1 protein-coding gene and 1 pseudogene (1 of these 2 only partly in view) are annotated in these 23,889 nt (G+C 70.8%); both read left to right on the top strand.

What is annotated here, in order from left to right; genetic code table 11:
• Positions 1–430: 430 nt before the first annotated feature.
• Positions 431–607: pseudogene (locus P2H44_RS25565) on the top strand (LEPR-XLL domain-containing protein); the annotation flags it as partial.
• Positions 608–23,889, top strand: the 5' portion of a protein-coding gene (locus tag P2H44_RS20645) for a matrixin family metalloprotease (RefSeq protein ID WP_275766651.1). 13,282 nt of this gene lie beyond the right edge of the window; the window shows 23,282 of its 36,564 coding nt (coding positions 1–23,282); it begins with the start codon at positions 608–610; the stop codon falls past the right edge of the window.

Raw genomic sequence — 23,889 nt, 5'->3', positions numbered from 1 at the left:
CGAGGCGCGTCCGGCGGCGCGGGCCGCGCCCCGGACGCCGCCCGCGTGACGCTGCGACGGCTCGCCGTCGCGGCGTCGGGCTGACCCAGCGGCAATGAATCCTGAACGGGCCGGACGGTGGCGCGGTTGATTCGAAAATATTTGAACCGAATCAACGTTCCGCGCCGGGTCGGCCCGTTCACATGGTTGGTGCGCCGCAACGAAAAAAAAATCCGACCCCCGTTCGGCGCCGCTGGGGAAGGGAAACGCGCCGGAAATCGTATCCAGACGATACAGCTCGTTCATTCCCGATTAAGCGCATGAAACCTCTTGATGTCCCCCGATTTCCGCGACGCGAGTTCCGCCGCGAAAGTCTCAGGGAGTTTGCCGGCACGGTTTCCGCAGGGGGCGGGAGGCGGCGGCGAACTTCAAATGCATATGGGGGGGAAACATGTCGTTTCCATTCGCTTTCGGGCGCAACGCCGGCGCCGACGCTTCGCAAGCCATGCCGCGCCGTCTGCGGCGCAAGCTCGAAGCCCTCAGGCGATCCCGACGGGACAGGCACCTCTCCGCGATCCGGTTCGACCCCCTGGAACCGCGCCTTCTGCTGAGCGCCGACATCCTCGCCGTGGACCTGACCGCCGCCCCCGCGGATCAGCAGGACCACGATCTGCTGGTGCAGATGATCTCCGAGGTCGAGGCCGCCGCCGACGGCGAGGTGGTGGTCCAGAAGATCCAGGTGCTCGACCGCAGCTCGGGCGCGGTGCTGGCCTTCGGCGATCTCTCGACCATCGGCGCGGTCGAGATCGAGACCGGCGACGGCGACGACCTGATCACCTTCGACGGCGCCGGCTTCGAATCCGTAGGCGCGATCCCCCTGGCGATCTACGGCGGCGACGGCGAGGACACGCTGGCGTTCAAGAACGTCGACGACACGATCTGGGACATCTTCGGCGACAACGCCGGCCGCACGTCCGGCGGCGCGGAGGCCACCTTCATCGACGTCGAGGCGCTGCAGGGCGCCGCCGGCAACGAGGACCAGTTCATCGTCCACGACCTCGCGCGGATCGACGGCGGGGTGGACGGCGGCGCCGGCGGCTTCGACACGCTGGAGTTCCGCGGCGGCTCGGTCTCGCTGACCTCGCACAAGCCCATCGACGCGCATTCCGGCTCGATCACCAAGGACGGCTACGTCTACGCCTACGCCGGGCTCGAGCCGCTGGTCGACAGCGACGGCTCGACCGAGATCTTCAAGTTCGAGGGCTCCGCCGCGGCGGACGAGTTCACCCTGACCCAGACCGGGGGGCTGTTCTCGCTCGACGCCAACGGCACGGCCGAGACCTACATCTTCGGCGTCGGCGTGACCGACCTGGTGTTCGAGCTCGACGCCGACGACATCCTCAACTTCTCCGGCGCGCTCGACTTCGGCTCGCTGAACCTGACCGCCACGGCGGGGACGATCAACGTCCTGTCGGGCGCCTCGCTGACCACCACCGGCGACGTCTCGCTGACCGCGCGGGACTCGGAGTCCGCCTCGGCCTCCGCCGGCCTCGTCCCCTTCGTGTGGGAGACGGAGTCCGCCGACCTGACCGCGCAGCTCAACGTCCAGGGCGCCATCTCGGGCGCCGACGTGCGCCTGAAGGCCGTGGCCGCGGTCGACTATGACTTCGATCTCGACGGGGACTTCGGCATCGCCGGCACGGTGCTGAGCACCGACGGCTCCATCGGCGGCTACACCGACGTCGAGGTGACCACCGACGTCGACGTGATCCTGGGCGCGGGCGCGTCGATCACCGCCGACAGCCTGCTGATCGAGGCGACCTCCGACATCCAGGTGGACGCGGCCATCGCCGAGACCCACGCCGCCCACCTCGCCTTCACCACCGTCGACAACCAGACCGACGTCTCGATCGCGCGCAACGCGCTGCTGACCGTCGGGACCGGGACCGTCGCGGGCGAGAGCGCGAGCCTGGTGATCCGGGCCGAGGACAGCTCCGCCGTCGACTATTCGATCCTCAACCGCACCGCCTCCCTGCTGGGCCCGGTGCCGGTGATCGTCTCCGACGTCGACCTGACCCGCTCGACCAACGTCGCCCTGGGCGATTCCGGCGCGCTGGCGACCCTCGTCGCCCCCGGCGCGGGCGACGTGGTCGTCGAGGCGCTGAACACCGGCGGCGTCTCGAACCGGATCCAGACCGCGGACTACGACACGCAGCCCTTCCCGGGCACGCTCGACAAGACCGTCGACCTCTCGCCCGGCGACACGGTCGAGCTCGCCGACGGCTACCGCTTCGGCAGCTTCAGCGGCATCGGCGGCGCGGTCTACGAGTACACCGGCGCGGCCGGTCCCGTGGACCTCTACCGCGAGGACTACTCCTCGCCCGACTGGACCTTCCTGGGCTTCGGCGCGGAGTTCGACTTCTTCGCCATGGCGTTCAACACGCTCGACGACACCGCGACGGTGGCCGTCGACGCCGTCGACATCGAGGGCGCGTCCGTCTCGATCCTGGCCGAGAACTCGGCCGAGTCGATCCTGATGGGCAAGCTGTCGAAGACCGAGCTCGCCGGCGAGGTCTCGGTCGAGGTCGACCAGTCCGAGCTGACCGGGACCGCGGGCGGCGTCTCGGTCGAGGCGAAGGACACGACCCTGGCCCTCTCCGAGGCCAAGGCGATGTTCTCCGAGTTCGGCTCGGGCGCCGACCAGCGCTCGATCTCGCTGGCGCCGGCGGGGCTCGATTTCGACATCGCCTTCGCGATCAACGACTACAGCCGCGACGTCGAGGTCTGGATGACCCAGGCCACGCTCAGCGGGGCGGGCGGCGACGTGTCGGTGCTGGCCCTGACCGACGTCGAGCTGGGCGCCTACCACGCCTCCCAGGCCGACGCGACGGTCAACGAGGTGGCGAGCCTGGGCGGCCTGTCGATGGCGGGGACGTTCGCGTCGAACTACCTGTCGGGCAACACCACCGTCGACGTCATTTCGTCCGAGCTGGGCACCACCGGCTCCGGCGACGTGACGGTGCGCGCGATCGACGATTCCGGGATCGAGGCCATCGCCCGGGCCGGCGCCAACGCGGGCGGCTCGACCGCCGTCGCGGGCTCGGCCCTGATCGCCTTCAACGCCATCGGCCTGAACAACGCCACGCCCGCGCCCGAAGCCACCGGCATGATCGACGCGCTGGTGGGCCTGGACCTGACTTTCGGCGCGGACAGCGCCTTCGGCAACGTCTCGGCCTGGGTCTCCGACACCGACATCGACAGCGCCGGCGACGCGCTGGTCGAGGCGCTGTCGACCGCGGCGATCTCCGCCGACATCCAAGTGGGGGCGACCTCGACCGCCTCGGCCCTCTACGGCGCCGAGGGCGGCGCCGTGTCGGGCGCGCTCGCCTCCAACCGCATCGACCGGGAGATCAGCGCCGACCTCGTTTATTCCGGCGCCGACGGCGTGCGGGCCGACGGCGTGGCGGGCGCGCGGGCGACCGACGAAAGCTTCATCCGCTCGGCCGTGACGGTGCTCGCCTCCTCGGCCACCAAGTCCGACGCGGGCGCGGGCGTGCTCGACGCGACCGTGAACCTGCTGCTCAACGCCGACCACCGCACCACGGCGGCCGACGGCCTGCCGCTGAACGTGGCCTTCGGCGAGACGGTCTTCGTCGGCCGCGACTGGCCCTCCGACCTCGGCGAGGGCGGCACGGTCTACACCTACCTCGGCGAAACCAACCGGGTCATCGACCTGACGAACCCGACCGAGGACTTCACCGACCTCGACTTCTGGAAGCCCGCCCCCGGCGCGGACGTGATCCCCGAGGGCTACAACCTCACCGACTCCAACAGCTACGGCGCCGCGGGCGCGATGGCGCTGAACCGGATCGACGTGGACGTCGAGGCGTCGCTGGACGAGCTCGAGATCCACCATGCCGCCGGCGGCGTGGTCGCCGAGGCGATCTCCTCCTCCGAGATCGAGGCGCTGGTCGACGTGACGGCCGAAAGCTCCGGCGGCTCGGTCTGGGGCGGCGGGGATTCCGTCACCGGCGGGGCGGTCATCGCCTCGAACATGATCCTGGGCGGCGCGAAGGCGTCGATGACCAACGCCGTGGTCGAGGCCTCGGATCCCGCGGATTCCATCGGCGACGTGACCGTGCGGGCGGATTCCGCCCAGGTGATCACCGCCGAGAACAAGGCCGCCGTCACCTCCGGCGCCGACGCCATCGTGGTGACGCTCGCCGTCAACACCATCGGCTGGGAGGACGACTTCGGCCTGCTGGGCCAGGCGCTCGACACGCTGTTCGGCTTCGGCTTCTCCTCCGAGCAGGCCGAGGAGCAGGCGCTCGCCTACATCCAGGACGCCACCGTCGTCTCCGACGGCCTCGTCACGGTCGAGGCGCTCAGCCGCGCCAGCCTGACGGCGGATCTGTCGAACACCGCCTCGACCGCCGCGGCGGCCTTCCAGGGGGCCGCGGCGGCCTCCTACGGCGCGGTGCTGTCGGGCAACTACGTCTCCGCCCGGTCGGCGGCCTACATCACCGACGACGGGCTGGTTGGGAGCACCTCGGTCTCCGGCGCGCTGGGCGTGCACGTGAACGCGGTCGACGCGATCCTGCTCGACAGCTCCACCCTGCTGAGCGTCGAGAACAAGGTCACCAACGACGGCGGCGCGGGGATCTTCAACGACCTCCAGAACAAGATCCTGAACGACTACGTCGCCACCACCAACTCCGGCACGGTGGGGCTGGAGTTCGGCCAGAAGGTCTACATCGCCTCCGACTACGACGAGGCGAAGGGGACGCGCGGCTCGGTCTACGAGTTCATGGGCGACGCCGGGTCCTTCGACCTCGGCGACACCAACTTCCTCGACAAGGACTACTGGCGCGAGGTCACCGACGACAACGCCATCCCCGGCTCGGTCGCGCGGGCGGCGCTGAAGGCGGCGGGCTTCTCGACCGGCTCCAGCGACGGCATGACCCTGCTGGTCTCGCGCAACGACGTGCGCGGCGGCGTGCAGGCCTACATCTCGGACGCGGCCGTGGTCTCCTCTGCCGGCGACATCTCGGTCACCGCGAGCGAGGAGGCGACGCTCCTCGCCGACGACGCCTCGACCCTCACCGCGGGCACGACCAAGATGGGCGTGGTCGTCACCAACAACATGACCTCGGTCGCCGAGGCCTTCGTCGACGCCGCCTCGGCGCTCGCGCTGACGGGCAACGTGGTCGTCGCGGCCCAGAACGTCAGCCGCGTGGACGCCACCGCGCGCTCGGATTCCAAGGTCACCAAGCCCAAGACCTACACCGACGACAAGGGGCGCACCCGCTCCGAGGTTCCGGTCAACTTCATCGTCGCCTTCAACGCGCTGGGCTGGGAGTCCGACAACCTCTTCGTCGACCTGTTCGAGGAGCTGGTCCAGCTCGACAACTTCGTCGACGGCGAGACCTACGGCGTCCCCCAGACCCGCACCGAGGCGTGGATGGAGGACAGCGCCGTGCAGGCCGGCGGCGACGTCTCGGTCACCGCGACCACCGACGCCTCGCTCAGCGCCGACCTGGGCACGGTCCAGAAATCCGAGAAGACCGCCGACTTCGCGATCAACGCGAAGAACGGCGCCTCCTCGATGGCGGGCGGGCTGCTGTTCGCGACCAACAAGGTCAACGCCTCGACCGACGCCTGGGTGAAGGGCGACCTCGAGTCGATGACCATCGACGCGACCGGCGACGTGACCGTCGCCTCGGCCGAGACCTCCGCCCTCACGGCCACGTCCGAGGTCGAGGCGATCTCGTCGGCCAGCTCGAACATCGACGCGCTGAAGGGCGTGGCCGCGCAGCTCGACCAGTACGACTACACCTCGAATTCGGGCAGCTTCCTGCTGGTGCAGGCGCCCGCCGACGGCTCGCCCCTGTCCGCGCCGCAGTTCGACCCGCTGACCGACCTGCTGACCGAGACCCGGGGCTTCGGCTCGCTGGTCTACGTGGCCTCCGACTACGACACCTCGAACGCCTCCGGCTTCCCGGGCGACGACCCGCGCGGGCTGGTCTACGAATACGTGGGCGCCATCGGCTTCGTGGACCTGGCCGCGACCGACTACACCGACGACACCCTGTGGCGGCTGGTGACCCAGGCCGACTACGAGGACCTGGCCTTCCCGGCGCTGGGCAACCTGACCAATTCCGACAGCGCCGCCTACGGCGCGCTGATCATCTTCAACGAGCTCTCGGGCGGCGCGACGACCACGGTCGAGAACGCGACGATCGAGACCCAGGGCGACGGCGCCATCGACATCTCCGCCGAGGAGAGCGCGACCTTCGAGGCGACGACCTCGACCACCGTCTCCTCCTCCGGCGGCAGCTCCTTCACCGGCGAGGGCGACAGCCGCGCCATCGGCGGGACCATCGTCACCAACTCGGTGCTGGCCACCGCCACCACCTCGGTCGTCGGCAGCGCGCTGACCGCCGCCTTCGTTCCCGACCACGCCGCGACCGACGGCGCGGCCGAGGTGTTCTTCGGCGACCTGGTGCAGGCCGGCAAGTTGATCTTCCGCTCGGTCTCGAACGGCCATGACGGCACGCCCCGGAACCTGGGGGCCGAGCTCTTCGACGTCTCCCCGGACTGGGAGCTGGTCTGGGCGATCGCCGACCACGATGCCGCCGACGGCGAGGTCGCGGTGGCCCCGAACGAGATCGTCTCCGACGGCGGCCTCTTCTACGTCTACGGCGGCGCGGGCGACGTGATCGACCTCGCGGCGGAGGACTTCTCGGGCCCGGACTGGACCCCGCTCGCGACCGCGACGGCCGACGGCGACGTCTCGGTGACGGCCGAGAACGCGGTGCGCATGGACGCCACCACGACCTCCTCGCTGAACTCCGAGGGCGAGGCCTACGGGCTGGTGCTGGCGTTCAACACGCTGGGCTACGAGACCACCAACATCCTGTTCAACACCATCGACGTGCTGCTGGGCGACACGCTGACCTCGGACCTGCTGGGCTTCGACACACCCTCGATGGCCTCGGCCACGGTCGAGGACACGTCCGTCGAGGCGCTGGGCCTGATGGACGTGAGCGCGCAGAACGCGGCGCTCTTCAACTCCACCGTCTCGAACGCCGCCTCCTCCGTCGCCTCGGCGCATTTCAAGGCCGACGGCGAGGGCGCGGCGGCGGTGATCGCCTCGAACAAGGTGAACGTCGCGGCCGAGGCGTCGGTGACCGAGTCCAACCCCGCCCTGCGCCGGATCGAGGTCGGGGGCCTCGAGATCCACGCCGGCGACGTCTCGGAGGTGAGCGCGAACGTCAAGGTGGTCACCTCGTCCGAGACGACCAACGACGGCGGCGCCTCGGTGATCCAGGAGACCCGCAACGACCTGATCGAGACCCGGTTCGAGAGCACCGACGGCACGCCCACGGTGCAGATCAACCTGGGCGACCTGGTCCGGCTCGCCGACGACTACAACGAGGAGCTGGGCAAGCCCGGCGCCGTCTACCAGTGGATGGGCGCCGACGGCACGACCGTCGAGCTGGCGACCCAGAACTACTTCGACGAGGACCTCTGGAAGGAGATCCTCGAGTCCGAGATCCTGCCCCAGGGCAACAACGTCACGCCCTCGGATTCCAAGGCCGTGGCCTTCGCCGTGGCGCTGAACGACCACCGCACCGGGGCGACCGCCTCGCTGGAGGGCGCGGACGTGACGGCGAGCGACGCCGACGTCTCGGTCACCGCGTCCGAGAGCGCCTCGCTCTCGGTCGACGTGGACGTGACGGCGACCTCCTCGGGCGGCGACGCCTTCGGCAACGGCGAGAGCCTGGGCATCGCCGGCGCGCGCTCGACCAACGCGCTGAACGGCGACGCGACGGCCTTCATCGCCGACTCCGAGATCGACGCGGCCGGCGACGTGATCGTGGCCGCGACCAACGACGCCGAGATGTCGGCGACGAACTCGGCCTACGTCTCCACCGGCGCGCAGTCCATCGGCGCCCTGATCGCCTTCAACGCGCTGGGCTGGGACCCGCAGAACATCCTGTTCGAGACGATCGACACGATCCTGGGCAATCCCGCGATCTCGTCGGCCTTCGACGGCGACATCGGCGCCGACAGCCGCGCCTGGATCACCGAGTCCGACGTCGCCGCCGGCGGCGCCGTGATGGTGACCGCCGACAACGCCGCGCAGCTGACCGCGGTGCTCGACAACGAGGCGACCGCCGCCGCCTCGGCCCTCTACGGCGCCGACGGGATGAGCTTCGCGGCCGGCCTGGCCAACAACAAGGTCAACGGCTCGGCCGAGGCCTGGATCGGGACCGAGGACGGCGGGACCGCCGCCGCCCCGACCACCGTGCAGGCCGGGACCGGCGTCACGGTCGCCGCCGAGGACGAGGTCGGCCTTTATTCCACCACCGCCATCAAGTCCGAGAGCTCGGCCTCCAACGACGGCGGGGCGGGGCTGCTCAACAACCTCGTCAACCAGGTCTCCAACGACCACGAGTACACGACCGAGAGCGCCGAGGCCTCCGACGGCCTGGTCGGCCTCGTGTTCGGCGACATGGTGCGCATCGCCTCGACCTATGCCGGCGCCGGCGGCGAGGAAGGCGAGATCTACCAGTTCATGGGCGAGAGCGATCGCCGCGACCTCGCGACCGAGGACTATTCGGACCGCGACTTCTGGCGGATCGTCACCGAGGACAACGTCATCCCCACCGCCATCGCCAAGGCGGCGCTGAAGTCGGCGGGGCTGGGCACCGGCTCGGCCGAGAGCTACGGCGGGCTCGTCGCCTACAACGACCTGCGCGGCGGGGCGAAGGCCTACATCCTCGAGGCCGAGGTGGGGACCCTGGACGGCGGCGTGAGCGTGTCGGCGGACGAGGGCTCGACCCTCGTCTCCAACGACGACTCCGTGGTCACGGCCTCCGAGGCGATCAACGGCATCCTGGTCACCAACTTCCTGCAGGGCGGGGCCGAGGCCTTCATCGAGGATTCCACGATCCTGTCGGATTCCGTCTCCGACGCGCCCGTGGGCGGCGACGTGACGGTGACGGCGACCAACACCTCGCTGATGGACGTCTCGGCGACCTCGACGGTCACCGGCAAGAAGGGCAACAACTTCGGCGTCGTGGCGGCCTTCAACGCGGTCGGCTACACGCCGACGCTGAGCCTGCTCAACGCCGCCAGCGCCATCATCGGCGACGACGTGTTCGAGACGCTGCTCGACGCCAACCAGGGCGTGAAGGCGACGGCGAAGATCATCGACTCCGAGGTCGCGGCGACCGGCGCGGTCCGCGCCGTCGCGCTCAACGACGCCCAGCTTCACGCCGTGGCGGGGGCGGAGACCGTGGTCACCTCGACCAGCACCTTCGCGGTCAGCGCGAAGTACGGCGCCTCGGGCATGGCGGCGGCGGCGCTGGTCTCGATGAACCGGGTCGCGGCCGGGGTCGAAGCCTTCATCGGCGAGGACGACGGAACCACCACCATCGACGCCGGCGGCGACGTCGAGGTCCGCGCGGACGAGACCGCGTTCCTGACCTCGAAGTCCACGGTGATCGCCGACCAGGCGTCGACCAACAACCTCGACGCGCTGAAGGAATATTCCGACCAGGCGGGGCCGGACCAGTACCAGTACACGACCGAGTCCGGGCCCCAGGTCCTCTACGGTCCGGGCGGGGCGGCGACCTCGCCCGACAGCTCCATTCCGTCCTTCAACCTCACCGGCGACAAGGTCTACGTCTCCTCCAGCCATCCCGACGCGGCCGCCCGCGGTCGGATCTTCGCCTACACGGGCCTGAGCGGGATCGAGGTCGACCTGGGCGCGCAGGACTTCCTGGGGGCGGACTCCGCCGTCTGGGAGGACGTGACCGCCGACGACTACTCGGACCTGCTGTTCCCCAACGTCGGCAACCTGACCGACTCCGACAGCCGCGCCTTCGGCGTGCTGGTCGTGTTCAACAAGGTCGAGAGCGGCGCCGACGCCAAGATCGCCGACGTCGAGGTCACGGCCGAGAACGGCGAGGTCCTGGTCTCGGCGACCGAGAGCGCGGCGCTCCTGTCCGACGTCACCTCCAACGTCACCTCGTCGGGCGGCAGCCTGTCGGGCGGGGGCACCTCGCTCGCGGTCAACGCGCAGATCGTGACCAACGTGCTGAACGCCTCGGCCACCGCCACGATCGAGAACAGCGACGTCTCCTCCCTCCTCGCGCCCACGTTCGACGGCTCCGAAGGGCTGACCGCGGTCGAGACCGGCGACCTGCTCGAGGTCGAGGGCGAGATCTGGGAGTTCGCGGGCGACGACGCCGACGTGGACGTGGGCGCCCCCGATCTCGCGGGCGGCGACTGGGTCCTGCGCGAGGGCGCGGGCGACGTGCGCGTGCTCGCCGACAACGACGCGCAGATGGATGCGCGCCTGAACTCCACCTCGCAGACCGGCGACACGGGCGTGAACGTCACGCTCGCCTTCAACTCGCTGGGCTGGAAGGGTCAGAACATCCTGTTCGGCACGCTCGACCTGCTGCTGGGCGGGCTGATCGCCGAGGCGACGGACAACGAGGACACGGCCCAGGCCGTGGCCCTGATCCAGGACACGCCGGTGACCGCGGCCAACGAGGTCGAGGTCTCTGCGGTCAACCAGGCGAAGCTGAACGCCACCGTCTCGAACGCCGCCGACAGCGCGGCCTCGGCGCTCTACGGCGCGGGCGGCAAGGGGCTGGGCTTCGTGGCGGCGGCCAACAAGGTCTCGGCCGCGGCGGACGCGCGCATCGTGCAAAGCGCGGGCCAGACGGTGGCGGCCGATGGGGTCTCGGTGACCGCGTCGGACGACAGCGGGATCTGGTCGAACTCCAAGCTGGTGGCGGCCTCGTCCACGTCGAACGACGGCGGCGCCTCGGTGATCCAGGAGACGCTGAACGACCTGACCGACGCCGACTGGCTGGCCTCGGATGAGACGCAGGAGCGGGCGCTGGTCTTCGGCGACCGGGTGCGCCTCTCCGACGACTGGTCGGAGGAGACGCGGGGCAACGCCGGCTCGGTCTACCAGTACCTGGGCGACGACGACCTGGGCGCGACGCCGGACCTTGCGCTGATCGACTACACCGACCTCGACCTGTGGCGCGAGCTGCCCTCGACCCAGCTGATCCCGCAGGGCTTCAACGTCACCGGCTCGGACAGCCTCGCGGTGGCGGGGATCCTGGTGGTCAACCAGGTCGACGCCGAGACCACGGCCAAGATCGAGGGCGCCGACGTCGACGCCGGCGCGGGCGGCGTGACGGTCCGCGCGGACGAGCGCGCGACGCTGAGCGCCACGCTCGACAGCACCGCCTCGTCCTCGGGCGGCAGCGCGGTGGGCTCGGGCAGCTCCGACGCCTACAACGTCATGGCGGCGATGAACGTCGTGAACGCCGACGCCTCCGCCTACATCGAGAACGCGAACGTCGCGACGACGGGCGGCGGCGACGTGATCGTGGCGGCCACGAACGACGCCTCGCTGCTGGCGCTGAACACCTCGACCACCTCCACCGGCGACACGGGCGTGGGCATCGTGCTCGCCTTCAACAGCGTGGGCTGGAAGCCGTCGAACATCTTCTTCGAGGTCTTCGACGCGATCATCGGCGATCCGCTCGCCGCGGGCCTGCTGGGCCAGACCGACGTCGACACCAAGGCCGCCATCATCAACAGCCCGGTCAACGCGACGGGGCGGGTGGGCGTGACGGCGGTGAACGACGCCGAGATCGTCTCGACCCTGACCAACACCTCCACCTCGGCGGCCTCGGCGCTGGTCAACGCCTCGGGCACCGCGGTGGGCGCGACGGTCGCCACCAACAAGGTCGCCGCCAACACCGAAGCCTGGATCGACCAGACCGGGCCCGCGGGCAACCTGGTGAAGGGCGACCTTGCGGCCGACTTCGAGACGAGCGACGGCGTCGCCGCGCTCGAGACGGGCACGGTGGTGCGCGTCGACGACGGCTATCCGGGCCACCAGCACGATTCCACCCAGGCTTCGGCCACCGTCTTCAACGGCGACTTCGTGGAAGTGGACGGCAAGGTCTACCGCTACGTCGATCCGGACCCCGCGTCCGCCGGCGACACGCTGGACCTGACCGACGAGGACTTCGGCGACGAGACCAGGTGGAAGCCGGTGCTGGCCCAGGTGGGCGAGCTCTACGAATGGCTGGGCGAGGCGGTGCTGGGCGCCGACCTCACGGTCGCCGACTATGCCGATCCGAAGCTCTGGCGCCGGGTCGGGGGCGTGCACGTTTCGGCCGACGAGACGGCGACGATCGACTCCACCATCACGATGGAGACGACCTCCACCGTGGACAACGACGGCGGCATCGGCATCGTGGCGGGCCTGGCCGAGGCGCTGATCGGCGACTACCGCTTCAGCTCCGAGTCCGGGACGCAGAAGCTGCGCCTGGGCGACGCGGTGCGCGTCGCCTCCACCACGCCCGGCGCGGGCACGGCGGGCGACATCTACCGCTACGTGGGCGGCGACATCCTGCCCGCCAGCTTCGACTTCGCGGCGCGGATCGCGGGCATCCTGATCGCGGACGTCGAGGCGCGCCTGGCCGAGATCGCCGCCGACGGGTCCGAGCTGATCGGGCTGGACAGCGAGGATCCGGTCGACGCCTTCATCATCGACCTCGAGAACGAGATCGACCTCAGCGCCGTCGACTTCACCACCGACGCGCGGTTCGAGAAGGTGGACACCGACTTCATCTCCTCGGTGATCGACTTCCTGCCGAACCTCAACGTCACCTCGTCGGATTCCACCGCCGTGGGCGCGATGGTCTCGATGAACGACCTGCGCGGCGGGGCGACGGCCAGCGTCACCGGGGCGAACGTGGACGCCACCGGCGGCGGCATCGCGGTCTCCGCCTCCGAGGCGGCGACGCTCAGCGTCGAGAACACCTCCGTCGTCACCTCCGACGGCGGCAGCTTCTTCGTGGGCGGCGGCTCGACCGGCGTGAACGCGGTGGTCGCGACGAACGTGGCCATGTCCTCGGCCGTAGCGACGGTCGTCAACTCGACGATGGACGCGACGAACGACGGCGCGATCTCGGTGCAGGCGCAGAACCGCACCGACTTCGACGCGCTGGTCGACAACACCACCAACACCAAGGGCACCGGCGTCGGCGTGACGCTGGCCTTCAACTCGATCGGCTACGAGAGCCAGAACATCCTGTTCAACGCGCTCGACACGCTGTTCGGGACCGGCATCGCCACCCCCGATCCGGTGGCCACCAAGGCGACCGTGACGAACTCCGACCTCACGGCGGTGGAGTCCGTCCTGATCGGGGCGCACACGGTCGCGACCATGGACTCCGAGGTCTCGACCGCGGTCGTCTCGATCGACATCGCGCTCGCCGACGACAGCAACGCCGCGATCTCGGTCGCGGGGACCATCGCGCGCAACGCGATGGCGGTGGAGACCGAGGCCTCCTCGACCGGCGGCGACCTGGTCGCCACGACCGGCGACGTGGCGGCGCGGGCCTCCGACGTCTCGGCGATCCAGTCCTCCGTCACCGCGCCGGCCATCGCCATCGCGGGCACCTTCGGGGGGGACTCGAAGACCGTCTCGGTGGGCGTGGGCGTGGCGCGCAACGACATCGACGCCTCGACCGTGGCGACGCTGGCGGGGACCTCGGCGGCCTCTCTCAACGACATCCAGGCGATCGACGGATCGGTGATCGTGGAGGCCAGCGAGGCGAGCACCATCGCCACCTCCGCCTCGGCCGCGGCGGTTGCGGTGGGCGCGTCGGCCGGCGCCACGACCTCGGTCGCGGGCGGCGGCGCGATCTCCCAGAACGCGATCCAGAGCTCGACCTCGGCGACCCTCGCCAACGCCGACGTGACCGCGGACTCGGGCGGCACGGGCGGCGTCTCGGTCCAGGCGGACAACGCCTCCGAGATCGACGCGGTCGTGGTCGCCTCGGCGCTCGCGGCCTCGGCCAGCTTCGGCGACGGCAAGGGCATCGCGCTGGGCTTCTCCATCGCGCGCAACATCATCGGCTACGACGAGGTCGAGAACGGCGGCGATCCCAACGACGGCGAGATCGACTTCGCCGACTCCAGCTTCGCCCCCAGCGCCTCGCGCTCGGGCGTGTCGGCCGCGATCATCGACTCCGACGTGGCGGCGGGCGGCAACATCGACGTCGCCGCCACCTCCACCGCGAAGATCGACGCGACCGTGGCCTCGGTCGCGGTGGCGGCGGCGGTCGCGGGGGGCAACTCGCTCAGCATCGCGGGCGCGGGCCTCTACGCCGAGAACCGCATCGGGCTCGACGTCTCGGCCGGCATCGACGGCGGCGCCAGCGTGGTCAGCGGCTCGGGCAAGATCCTGGTCGACGCGCAGGATTCCTCGACCATCGAAAGCCACGTCTACGCCGTCGCGGCCTCGGCCGCGGTGGGGGCGAACAACGCCACCAGCGGCTCGATGGGCATCGCCATCGCCTTCAACGAGATCGACGGCGACGTCGAGGCGGCGATCACCGACGTCGACGACCTGTCGGCCGGCTCCACCACGGGCAACGCGGTGAGGGTCACGGCCAGTTCCGACGCGCGCATCGACGCCGACGCCGTCGCGGTCAGCGTGGCCGCGGCCGCCGGCCTGGGCGGCACCTCCCTGTCGCTCTCGGGCGCCGGCGCGACCGCCTTCAACGAGATCGGCACCGACGTGGTCGCCCATATCGACCGCACCGCGGTCGACGCCGACGCAGGGCTGAAGATCGCCGCTGAGAACGAAGCCGAGATCACCGCCGACATCATCGCGGCCACCGCCGCGGCTTCCGTCAGCGCGGGCAACGCGGGCGCGGTCTCCCTGGGCCTGTCCATCGCCGAGAACCTGATCGAGGGCGACGCCGCCGACGGGCGCACCCGCACCGAGGCCTACATGAAGGACTCGTCGGCCGACGTCGAAGGCGACCTGACGCTCGAGGCGACCTCCGACATGACCATCGGCGCCTTCGTGGCCGCCGCCTCGGTCGCGGTCTCCTTCGGCAACAACGGGCTCGCGCTCTCGGGCGTGGGCGTGGCCGCCAACAACCGCATCAAGGCCGGCACGCGGGCCTACATCGACGGCGAGAAGGCGGGCGCCCCGGCGCCGACCTACGACGTCGAGGGCGACGTCGCGATCGAGGCGCTGGACAAGAGCGACATCGACGTCTTCGCCGGCGGCGCCGCGATCTCGGGCGGCGCGGGCGCGGACAACGCGGTCAGCCTCTCGATCGGCGTCTCGGTGGCGCTGAACGAAATCGACAACGCGGTCGAGGCGACGATCTCGGACGTGGACGGCGGCGCGGGCCTGGGCCTCGACGCCGAGGGCGGGCTGACGATGGCGGCCGAGGATCGCTCCACCGTCTCCGCCATCTCGGCGGCGGCGGCGCTGGCGGCCTCCATCGGGGGCGGCAACGGGGTCGCGATCTCGGGCGCGGGCGCCTTCGCGCACAACCAGATCCTGACCGACGTCGAGGCGGGGGTCCTGAACTCCGACCTCGACGTGGGCGGCGACGTGAGCATCACCGCCGACAGCTCCGGCCTGATCGAGGCGAGCGTGGTGGGCGTGGCCCTGTCGCTGGGCATTGGCGGCACCGCGGGCGTGGGCGTCTCGATCGGCGCGGCCATCGCGATCAACGAGATCGGCTTCGACGACTCCGGGCGCGACGGCGCGGGGGTCGGGGCGACGGTCACCGACAGCTCGCTGATCGCGGGCGGCTCCCTGACGCTGGAGGCGACGGCCGACCAGGACATCGACGCGCTGACCTTCGCGGGCGCGGCCGCCATCGCCGGCGGCGGCGACGCGGGCGTGGCGATCTCGGGCTCCGGCGTCTACGTCGAGAACCGGGTGGGCGCGGACGTGCTCGCCAAGATCGACAACGACGGGCTGACCGGGGACGTGATCCTGGCGGACTCGATCCGCGTCGCGGCGGTGAACGAGGCCGACATCTCCTCCATCGCGGGCGCGGCCTCCATCGCCGCCTCGCTGGGCGGCACCGCGGGGGTCTCGGTCTCCATCGGCCTGGCGCTGGCGGAAAACGAGATCGACAACGCCCTCGAGGCGGCGATCGAGGGCGTGGACGACCTGCGCGCCCGCGACGTGGTCGCCGACGGCTCGGTGGTGGTCGAGGCGGACGATTCCGCCGACATCTTCTCCATCGCCGCGGCCGCCTCCATCGCGGCGGGCTTCGGCACCGTGGGCGTCGCCATCTCCGGCGGCGGCGCCTATGCGCACAACGTCATCACCTCGAACGTGCGCAGCCACATGACCCGCACGGTGATGGGCGACGACGGCGCCACGACGGCGGACGCGGACGACACGTTCTCGGCCGGCGACGTGGTGGTGAGCGCCAGCTCCGACGGCAAGATCGAGGCCGCGGTAGCGGTCGCCTCGGCCGCGGTGGCGGTGGGCGACACGGGCGTGGGCGCCTCCATCGGCGCCTCCATCGCGATCAACGAGATCGGCGGATCCGCGGGCGGCGGCGAGGTCTACGCCTACATCGCCGACGGGGTGGTGCGCACCACCGGCGCGGTCGACGTCTCGGCGACCTCGGAGCAGGACATCGACGCCTACGTGCTGGCGGGCTCGGCGGCGATCGCCGGCGGCTCCTCGGCGGGCGTCGCGATCTCGGGCTCGGGCGTCTACGTCGAGAACGTGATCGACATGGACGTGATGGCGGCCATCGACGGGAAGGACCTGGCGGGCGCCTCGGTCATCGCCGACGACGCGGTGCGGGCGAGCGCGATCTCCATCGTCGCCACCGACGAATCCTCGATCTTCTCGGTGGCGGGGGCGGCGTCCATCGCGGCCTCCTTCGGCACCTACGCGGGCGTGTCGCTGTCCATCGGCGTGGCGCTGGCGCGCAACGAGGTCGACACCACGGTCGAGGCGCGCCTGGCGCGCGTGGGCCAGGTGGTCCTGACCTCCACCGGCGCCGCCTCGCTGAAGGTCGAGGCGAGCGAGGAGGCCGAGATCCAGTCCGAGGCCGTCGCGGCCTCGCTGGCGGCGGGCTTCTCGGGGGCGGCGGGCGTCGCCATCTCGGGCGCCGGCGCCATCGCGACCAACGTGCTGCAGGGAGACGTCGTCGCCCTGGTCGAGAGCGCGGACGTGGACACCGACGGCGGGCTCGACGTCGACGCCTCCGCCTCGCAGACCATCGGCGCGAACATCGTGGGCGCCTCGGCCGCCATCGGCGGCGGCGCGGCCGGCGTCGGGGTCGCCATCGGCGCCTCGCTCGCGGACAACTACATCGGCTACGACGAGGACGGGACCGCCGGCGGCGGCCAGGTGCGCGCGGCCATCGTCGACAGCTACGTGGACGCCGAGAAGGGCGTGGACGTGGACGCGGTCGCCGAGCGCGACATCGACGCCATCGTCGCGGCCTTCGCGGTCGGCGTGGGCGTGGGCGGCTTCGGCGCCGGCGGCGCGGGCTCCGGCTCCGACACCCGCAACAAGATCGGCGGCCAGGTGATCGCCGAGATCGACGGCAGCCTGGACGCGGGCGACGTCATCGCCACGAACGAGATCGAGGCGGACTGGATCTCGGTCACCGCCAAGGACGAATCCAGCATCGTGGCCGACGCCGGCGCGGCGGCCCTGTCGGTGGGCTTCGGCGGCACGGGCGTGGCGCTCTCCATCGGCATCTCGCTCGCCGAGAACGAGATCGACGGGACCGTCGAGGCGCGGATCGAGGACATGGCGCGGGTGGAGGCCACGGTCTCCGACATCACCGTGGAGTCCAGCTTCGACGCGTCCATCTCCTCGATCTCCGCGGCGGCGGCGGCCTCGGCCTCCTTCGGCTCCATCGGCGTGTCGCTGTCGGGCGCGGGGGCGGAGTCGCGCAACGTGATCGACGCCCAGGTGCTGACCGAGGTGGACGGCTCCACGCTCGACGCGGCCGGGACCATCACGGTCGAGGCCGAGTTCGACGGCGACATCGACGCCATCGTGGCGGGCTTCTCGGCCGCGCTGGCGGTGGGCAGCTTCGCGGGCGCCGCCTCGATCGGCGTGGGCCTGGCGGAGAACCAGATCGGCGACGACGGCGCCATGGTCCGGGCGCGGGTCACCGGCTCGACGCTCGAGGCGGGCGGCGACGTGAAGCTGATCGCCGACACCGAGGCGAACATCGACGCGACCGTCGCGGCCGGTTCGGTCGCCATCGCCGGCGGCGCGGCGGCGCTGGGCCTCGCGGGGGCGGGCGCCGACGCGCTCAACGTCATCGACATCGAGACCAAGGCCGTCGCGCGCAGCGGCTCGACCCTGGACGCGGGCGACGACGTGATCATCACCGCGACCGACACGAGCGGCCTCGAGGCCGAGGTCGTGGCGGCCTCCGTCTCGGCCGTGGTCGGCCTGGTGGGCGGCGCGATCTCGATCGCCGCGGCCACCGCCGACAGCGTGATCTACAGCGCCGCGACCGCCGAGGCGCGCGGCTCCGCCGTGATCGCGGGCGACGACGTCGATATCGACGCGACGTCCGACACCGATCTCTCGACCATCGCGGGGGCGGCGGCGATCTCGGCCTCCTTCTCCATCGGCGTGGCGGTCAGCGGCGGCGCCGCCATCGCCACCGGGCGCAACTTCGCGGGCGCCTACGCGGGGGTGGATTCCGCCTCGCGCGACGTGACCGCGGGGGGCGACGTCGACATCGACGCGAACGCCCTCGCCGAGACGGACGTCTACACCGGCCAGGCCTCGGTCTCGGTCGCGCTGCTCTCCCTCGCGGCGGGCGGTTCGCTCGCCACGGCCGAGGCGTCGCCGACGGCGGAGGCCTATTTCGTCGTTGACGAGGCGACGGTGGGCGGCGACCTGACGGTGAACGCGGTCGGCACCCCCGACGCCAACGCCATCGCCTACGGCGTCAACGCCGGCACGCTGGCGGTCGGCGCCTCCGAGGCGCTGGCCGTCGCCAGCCCGGAGGTCGACGCCTACGCCGAGGGCGAGATCACCGTCGTCGGCTCGATGACGGTGGGCGCGGCGCTGAGCGTGCCGGCCGGCCAGCGCGCGGCGAGCGCCTTCGCGGGCGGCTCCTCGGGCGGCCTGATCGGCGTGAACGGCGCGCTGTCGGAGGCCGTGACCGGCGGCACGGTGTCCTCGAGCGTCGGCGCAGGCTCGATCCTCGACGTGGGCGTCGCCATCGACGTGGTCGCCAACGGCGACACCGACACCGAGGCGAACGCGGACTCCAACGCCATCGCGGGCCTCGCCGGCATCGGCGCGAACCTGGTGAACGTGACGGCCGACGTCGAGACCTCCGCCACGCTGGGCGCGGATGTGCAGATCCTCAACGGCAAGGACGTCGGCGGGCTGACCGACGGCCAGACCTACTACATCGTGGTGATGGACGAGCTGGACTTCGCCAGCGCCGACGTGAACGCCACCACCGACCGGATCGACGTGGGCACGGACCTGCGGGTCGAGGCCGGGGATCTCGTCACCTACATCAACGCCGGGACCGGCGCGGACGTGGGCGGGCTGAGCTCGGGCGACACCTACCGGGTGCACTCGGTCGTCGACGGCGCGGTGCGCCTGTCGCGCCAGCTCTCGGACGGCACCTATTCCACCGGTTACGAGCAGCTGACGGCGCCCGGCTCCTCGGGCCACACGCTGCGCCTGACGGATCCGCGGCAGGTGGGGCTCGCGGCCTCGCTGACCGACGCGGCGCCGGTCTCGGGCGATCCGGTGCTGATCGACCTCACCGCGCTCGACGTGAACGGGTTCACCCACGCGCTGACCCCGCTGTCGGCCTTCATCTCGGGCGATTTCGAGTTCGATCCCAACCTCGACGTGTCGGGGAACTTCATCGACCTGTCGTCGGGCATCACCATCCCGGCCGACTGGACCTCGGCCGACGGCACGCAGACCATGTCGACGGGCGAGCGGGTGCGCGATCTCTCGACCGGCGCGGTCTACGAGTTCGCGGGCGCGCTGCCCACCGACATCGCCCTGGGCTCGACCGTCTTCTCCGACCAGAGCCTGTGGCGCCTGGTGCCGGCGACGGTGAACCTGATCGACGGGCAGGCGGTCACCTACTCGCGCCTCGGCGGGGCGGACGTGACGATCTCGGCCACCGGGACCGACACGCTGTTCGGCCGGGCCGAGGCGGCGGCGGTCTCGATCGGCTTCTCGGGCGCGGCCTCCGAGGTCAACGTGACCTCGACCTCCTCGACCTGGGCGGGGCTGGACGACTATTCGGCCGACGACGGCGAGCGCGACCTGCGGGTGGACTCGCTGACCATCGAATCCCGCCACACCGCGCGCTTCGATCACCAGACCGACTCCACCACCGTGGCGCTGGTCGGGGGCTCCGGCTCCTGGGCGACCTCGACGGTCGACGCGGACGTGGACGCGAGCCTGGGCGCCAACGTCAACATCGAGACGCGCAACCTCGTGGTCGACGCCCACAACCTGGCCCGCAAGGACCTGGTGGGCGAGCGCGGCTCGGGCGACTACAACGTGCAGGCCTCCTCGGGCGGCGTGGTCGCGGGCAACGCGGGCGAGTCCGAGAGCTTCCTCTACTACGACACCAACGCCACGATCGGCTCGGGCGCGGTGGTCGACGTGCGCGGCGACGTGTTCGATCCCGGCGACCTGCTGGTCACGGCGCTGAACGACTTCGAGGGCGAGGACGACACCAACCTCTCCGCCGGCGGCCTGATCTCGGGCTCGGGCGCGGTCTCCAACATCATCGCGCGCCAGGTGGACGCGACGGCGACGGTGGGCTCGGGCGCGAAGCTCTCCTCGGTCGGCGACATCGACGTGCAGACCCGCACCACCGCGACCCTGACGGTCGCGCCGCAGGTCCACACCTACGGCCTCGCGGCCGGCGCCATCGTGGACTCCGAGATTGCGATGGACGTGGTCAACGTCACCACGGTGGCCGAGAACGCCTCGCTGCTGGCGGCGGGCGACGTGAACCTGCTGGCGGGTCAGGACCGCAACGGCAACGTCTCGCGGCTGTTCCTGACCTCCCACGGCGACGCGCTGAACGCCTCGCTGGTGCCGATCGACGACCTCGAGGCGCTGATCAATCTCGACATCCACAACGAGGTGGTGGTCGAGTCCTCGGACAACGGGCCGGGCTTCGACCCGACCGAGGCCGGCGCGGACGCGAAGGGCGTCAGCGCGGGCGGCGACATCAACGTGGTGGCCGCCGACCGCTCCACCGGCGACAAGTTCGCCTACGGCACCGGCCACAACTGGCTGACCGCGGTGGCCGACGGGATCGACACGCTGTTCGGCTCGGACGGCGTCTCGGAGGAGTTCGCCGGCGGCACCGTCACCCTGACCGAATCCAGCGACGTGACGCTGGACGGGTTCATGCAGACCGGCCTGTTCCGCGAGCAGATCCTGCGGTTCGAGCGGGGCAACCCCGTGAACAGCGAGCAGGACCTGGTGCAGGTGGCCGAGAACACCGCCGGCATCGGCTGGAGCCTGTCGTTCGAGTCGCTCGCGACCTCGCTGTTCGAGCAGCGCGACCGCCTGCTGCTGCTGATGGACGAGTACGCGGGCGACCAAGTCTCGCTCGCCGCCTACAGCGCCGATCTCGATCGGGTGGAGCGCCAGATCGCGGACCTGGGCCTGTCGGAGATCGAGTCCGACGGCACCACCACCTACCGCGAACTGATCTATCCCGTCATCAACGTGGACGACATCTTCGCCCAGGCCGGCGTGATCCGGGTCGAGGGCGGCAATATCGGCGGCACGGGCGACCTGTTCTCGCCCGGCGACGTCACCGTGCGGATCGAGAACGAGACCCCGGCCATCCTGCGCCTGGGCAAGATCGAGATCCCCTCGGGCGACGCGGGCATGGTGCTGTTCAACAACGTCGAGGTCGGGTCCGAGGACTTCGGCGGCACCATCGTGGCCGAGGGCGAGTCCGAGCCGCTGATCGAGATCGAGAACAGCTTCGTGGCCGGCGTCTACGGCTCGCCCTACGACGACAGCGCCTTCCCGATCTCGCCCGACGTCGAGATCACCGGGGACATCGACAACCTCGACGGCACGGTGCGGATCATCTCCGAAGGCTCGATCGTGGCCTTCGCCAACATCAACGCCTCGAAGCTGGACCTGCAGGCCAAGCGCGACTTCGTGCTCTCGGCGCTGGGCTCCACCTTCCACGCGGGCGGCGATCCGGCGGGCGCGAACTCCCGCTGGGGGGCGGTGGCCGACGCGCTGACCGACCTCTACGACGACGGGGCGACCACCTCGCTGCCGCTGACCGACGCCGCGACGCTCAGCGCCGCCCTCGCCGCCGCCATCGCCGGGGCCGAGGGCACGGGCGCCCAGTCCAACGTGGTGGCGGGCAACATCGTCTCGATCACCGCCTCGCGGATCAACGTGAACGGCGTGATCCAGTCCGGCCTCGCCCAGCAGACGCTGACGATCACCAACGCGATCCAGTCGCAGATCACCGCGGCCATCGCCGACTACAACGCCGACAAGGCGGCGGGGAACTCGCTCGAGCCCCTCTACGAGATCGAGGTCGGCGCCATCGAGGAGGAGGTGATCGACGAGGAGACCGGGCTGAGGGCGCGCACCGAGATCGGCTCGGACGTGCTGCGCCTGTTCTACAACGTCGAGGAGAACCGGCTCGAGGTCGCCGCCGCCCAGGTGCGCGGCGGCTACATGAGCCTGACGGGCCAGGTCGTGTCGACCGGCAACGGCCAGCTCAACGTGATGGACGGCTACGGCCGCATCGCGATCGACAACCAGACCTCCTACGGGCTGCTGGTGAACACGCTGGACGCGGGCGCCGACGTGGCGGGCGTGCTGAAGATCACCGACTTCGGCGACGGCGACGAGCTGTGGACCACCACCTACGAGCGTCTGAACGGCGACATCACCAAGACGGTGACCCTGTTCGAGACGCCCGGAAAGGGCGAGTTCGACCCCAACGCCGACGTGACCGGCAACACCATCCGTCTCGACGGCGTGTCGCTGGACTACGAGGTCGGGGACAAGATCCTCTACCGCACCGACGGCGACGCCTCGATCTCGAGCCAGATGGTCGACGGCGGCGTCTACGAGATCCGCACGGTCAACGAGGTGAAGCGCGACGCGGCCGGCAACGTGCTGGCGGCCAGCGCCACCAACTACGACCTGACCCTGTCCTATACCGAGGTGACGCTGCGCACCCAGGCGGGCGTGCTGATCACGCTCAACGGCTCGGTCGACGCCGAGGCGGGCGAGCATGACCTGACCGAGGCGCCCGACGCGCTGACCTCGGGCCAGATCTTCGACGAGAGCAACGCCACCGACGCCGCCGGCCGCGCCACCACCTACGACGTGCGCTCGGAGGACTATCGCTACAACTGGACCACCGGCCAGAACCTGAGCGAGCGCATCGACACCGAGTATGGCGAGAGCGCGTGGCTCGGCCTCGACAGCTGGGCGCCCGATCCCGACAAGATCACCGACGGCCCGCACCGCACGCCGCTGGGCAGCCCGGTGCCGCTGGAGGACGGCGACTACTTCGACGAGAACGGCTCGGCCGCCGACTACCTGTTCGAGTTCCTGCGCATCGACGACAGCCGGAGCTTCGACGCCTTCGACGACGTGAACGGCACCGCCAACACGATCCGCTTCGCGGGCACCGACCTGGGCTACGAGCTCAACGACCAGGTGCGCTTCCGCGCCAACGGCACAGGCGCGAACATCGGGCTCGCCGACGCGGGCGAATACTACGTCATCGGCGTCAGCACCGACGACACCTACACCTACCTGACGCTGAGCGACGAAAGCACCGAAGACGGCGGCTCGATCAAGAACCTGTTCCCCGCGGGCAGCGAAGGCGGCACGCTGGTCACCCTGTCGAAGTTCGAAGACACGATCACCAAGGGCCGCAAGACCGAGACCTGGTACGGCACCACGACGCAGTATTACAACCGCGTCGAGGTCGAGAACCTGAAGAACATCTTCCGGCACTCGATCCAGGCCGACAAGACGATCAACGT

Source organism: Albimonas marina (genome assembly GCF_029223255.1).
Taxonomy (GTDB): Bacteria; Pseudomonadota; Alphaproteobacteria; order Rhodobacterales; family Rhodobacteraceae; genus Albimonas.
Note: the sequence above shows the minus strand (reverse complement) of the source record. Positions and strands in the feature narration are given on the sequence as shown.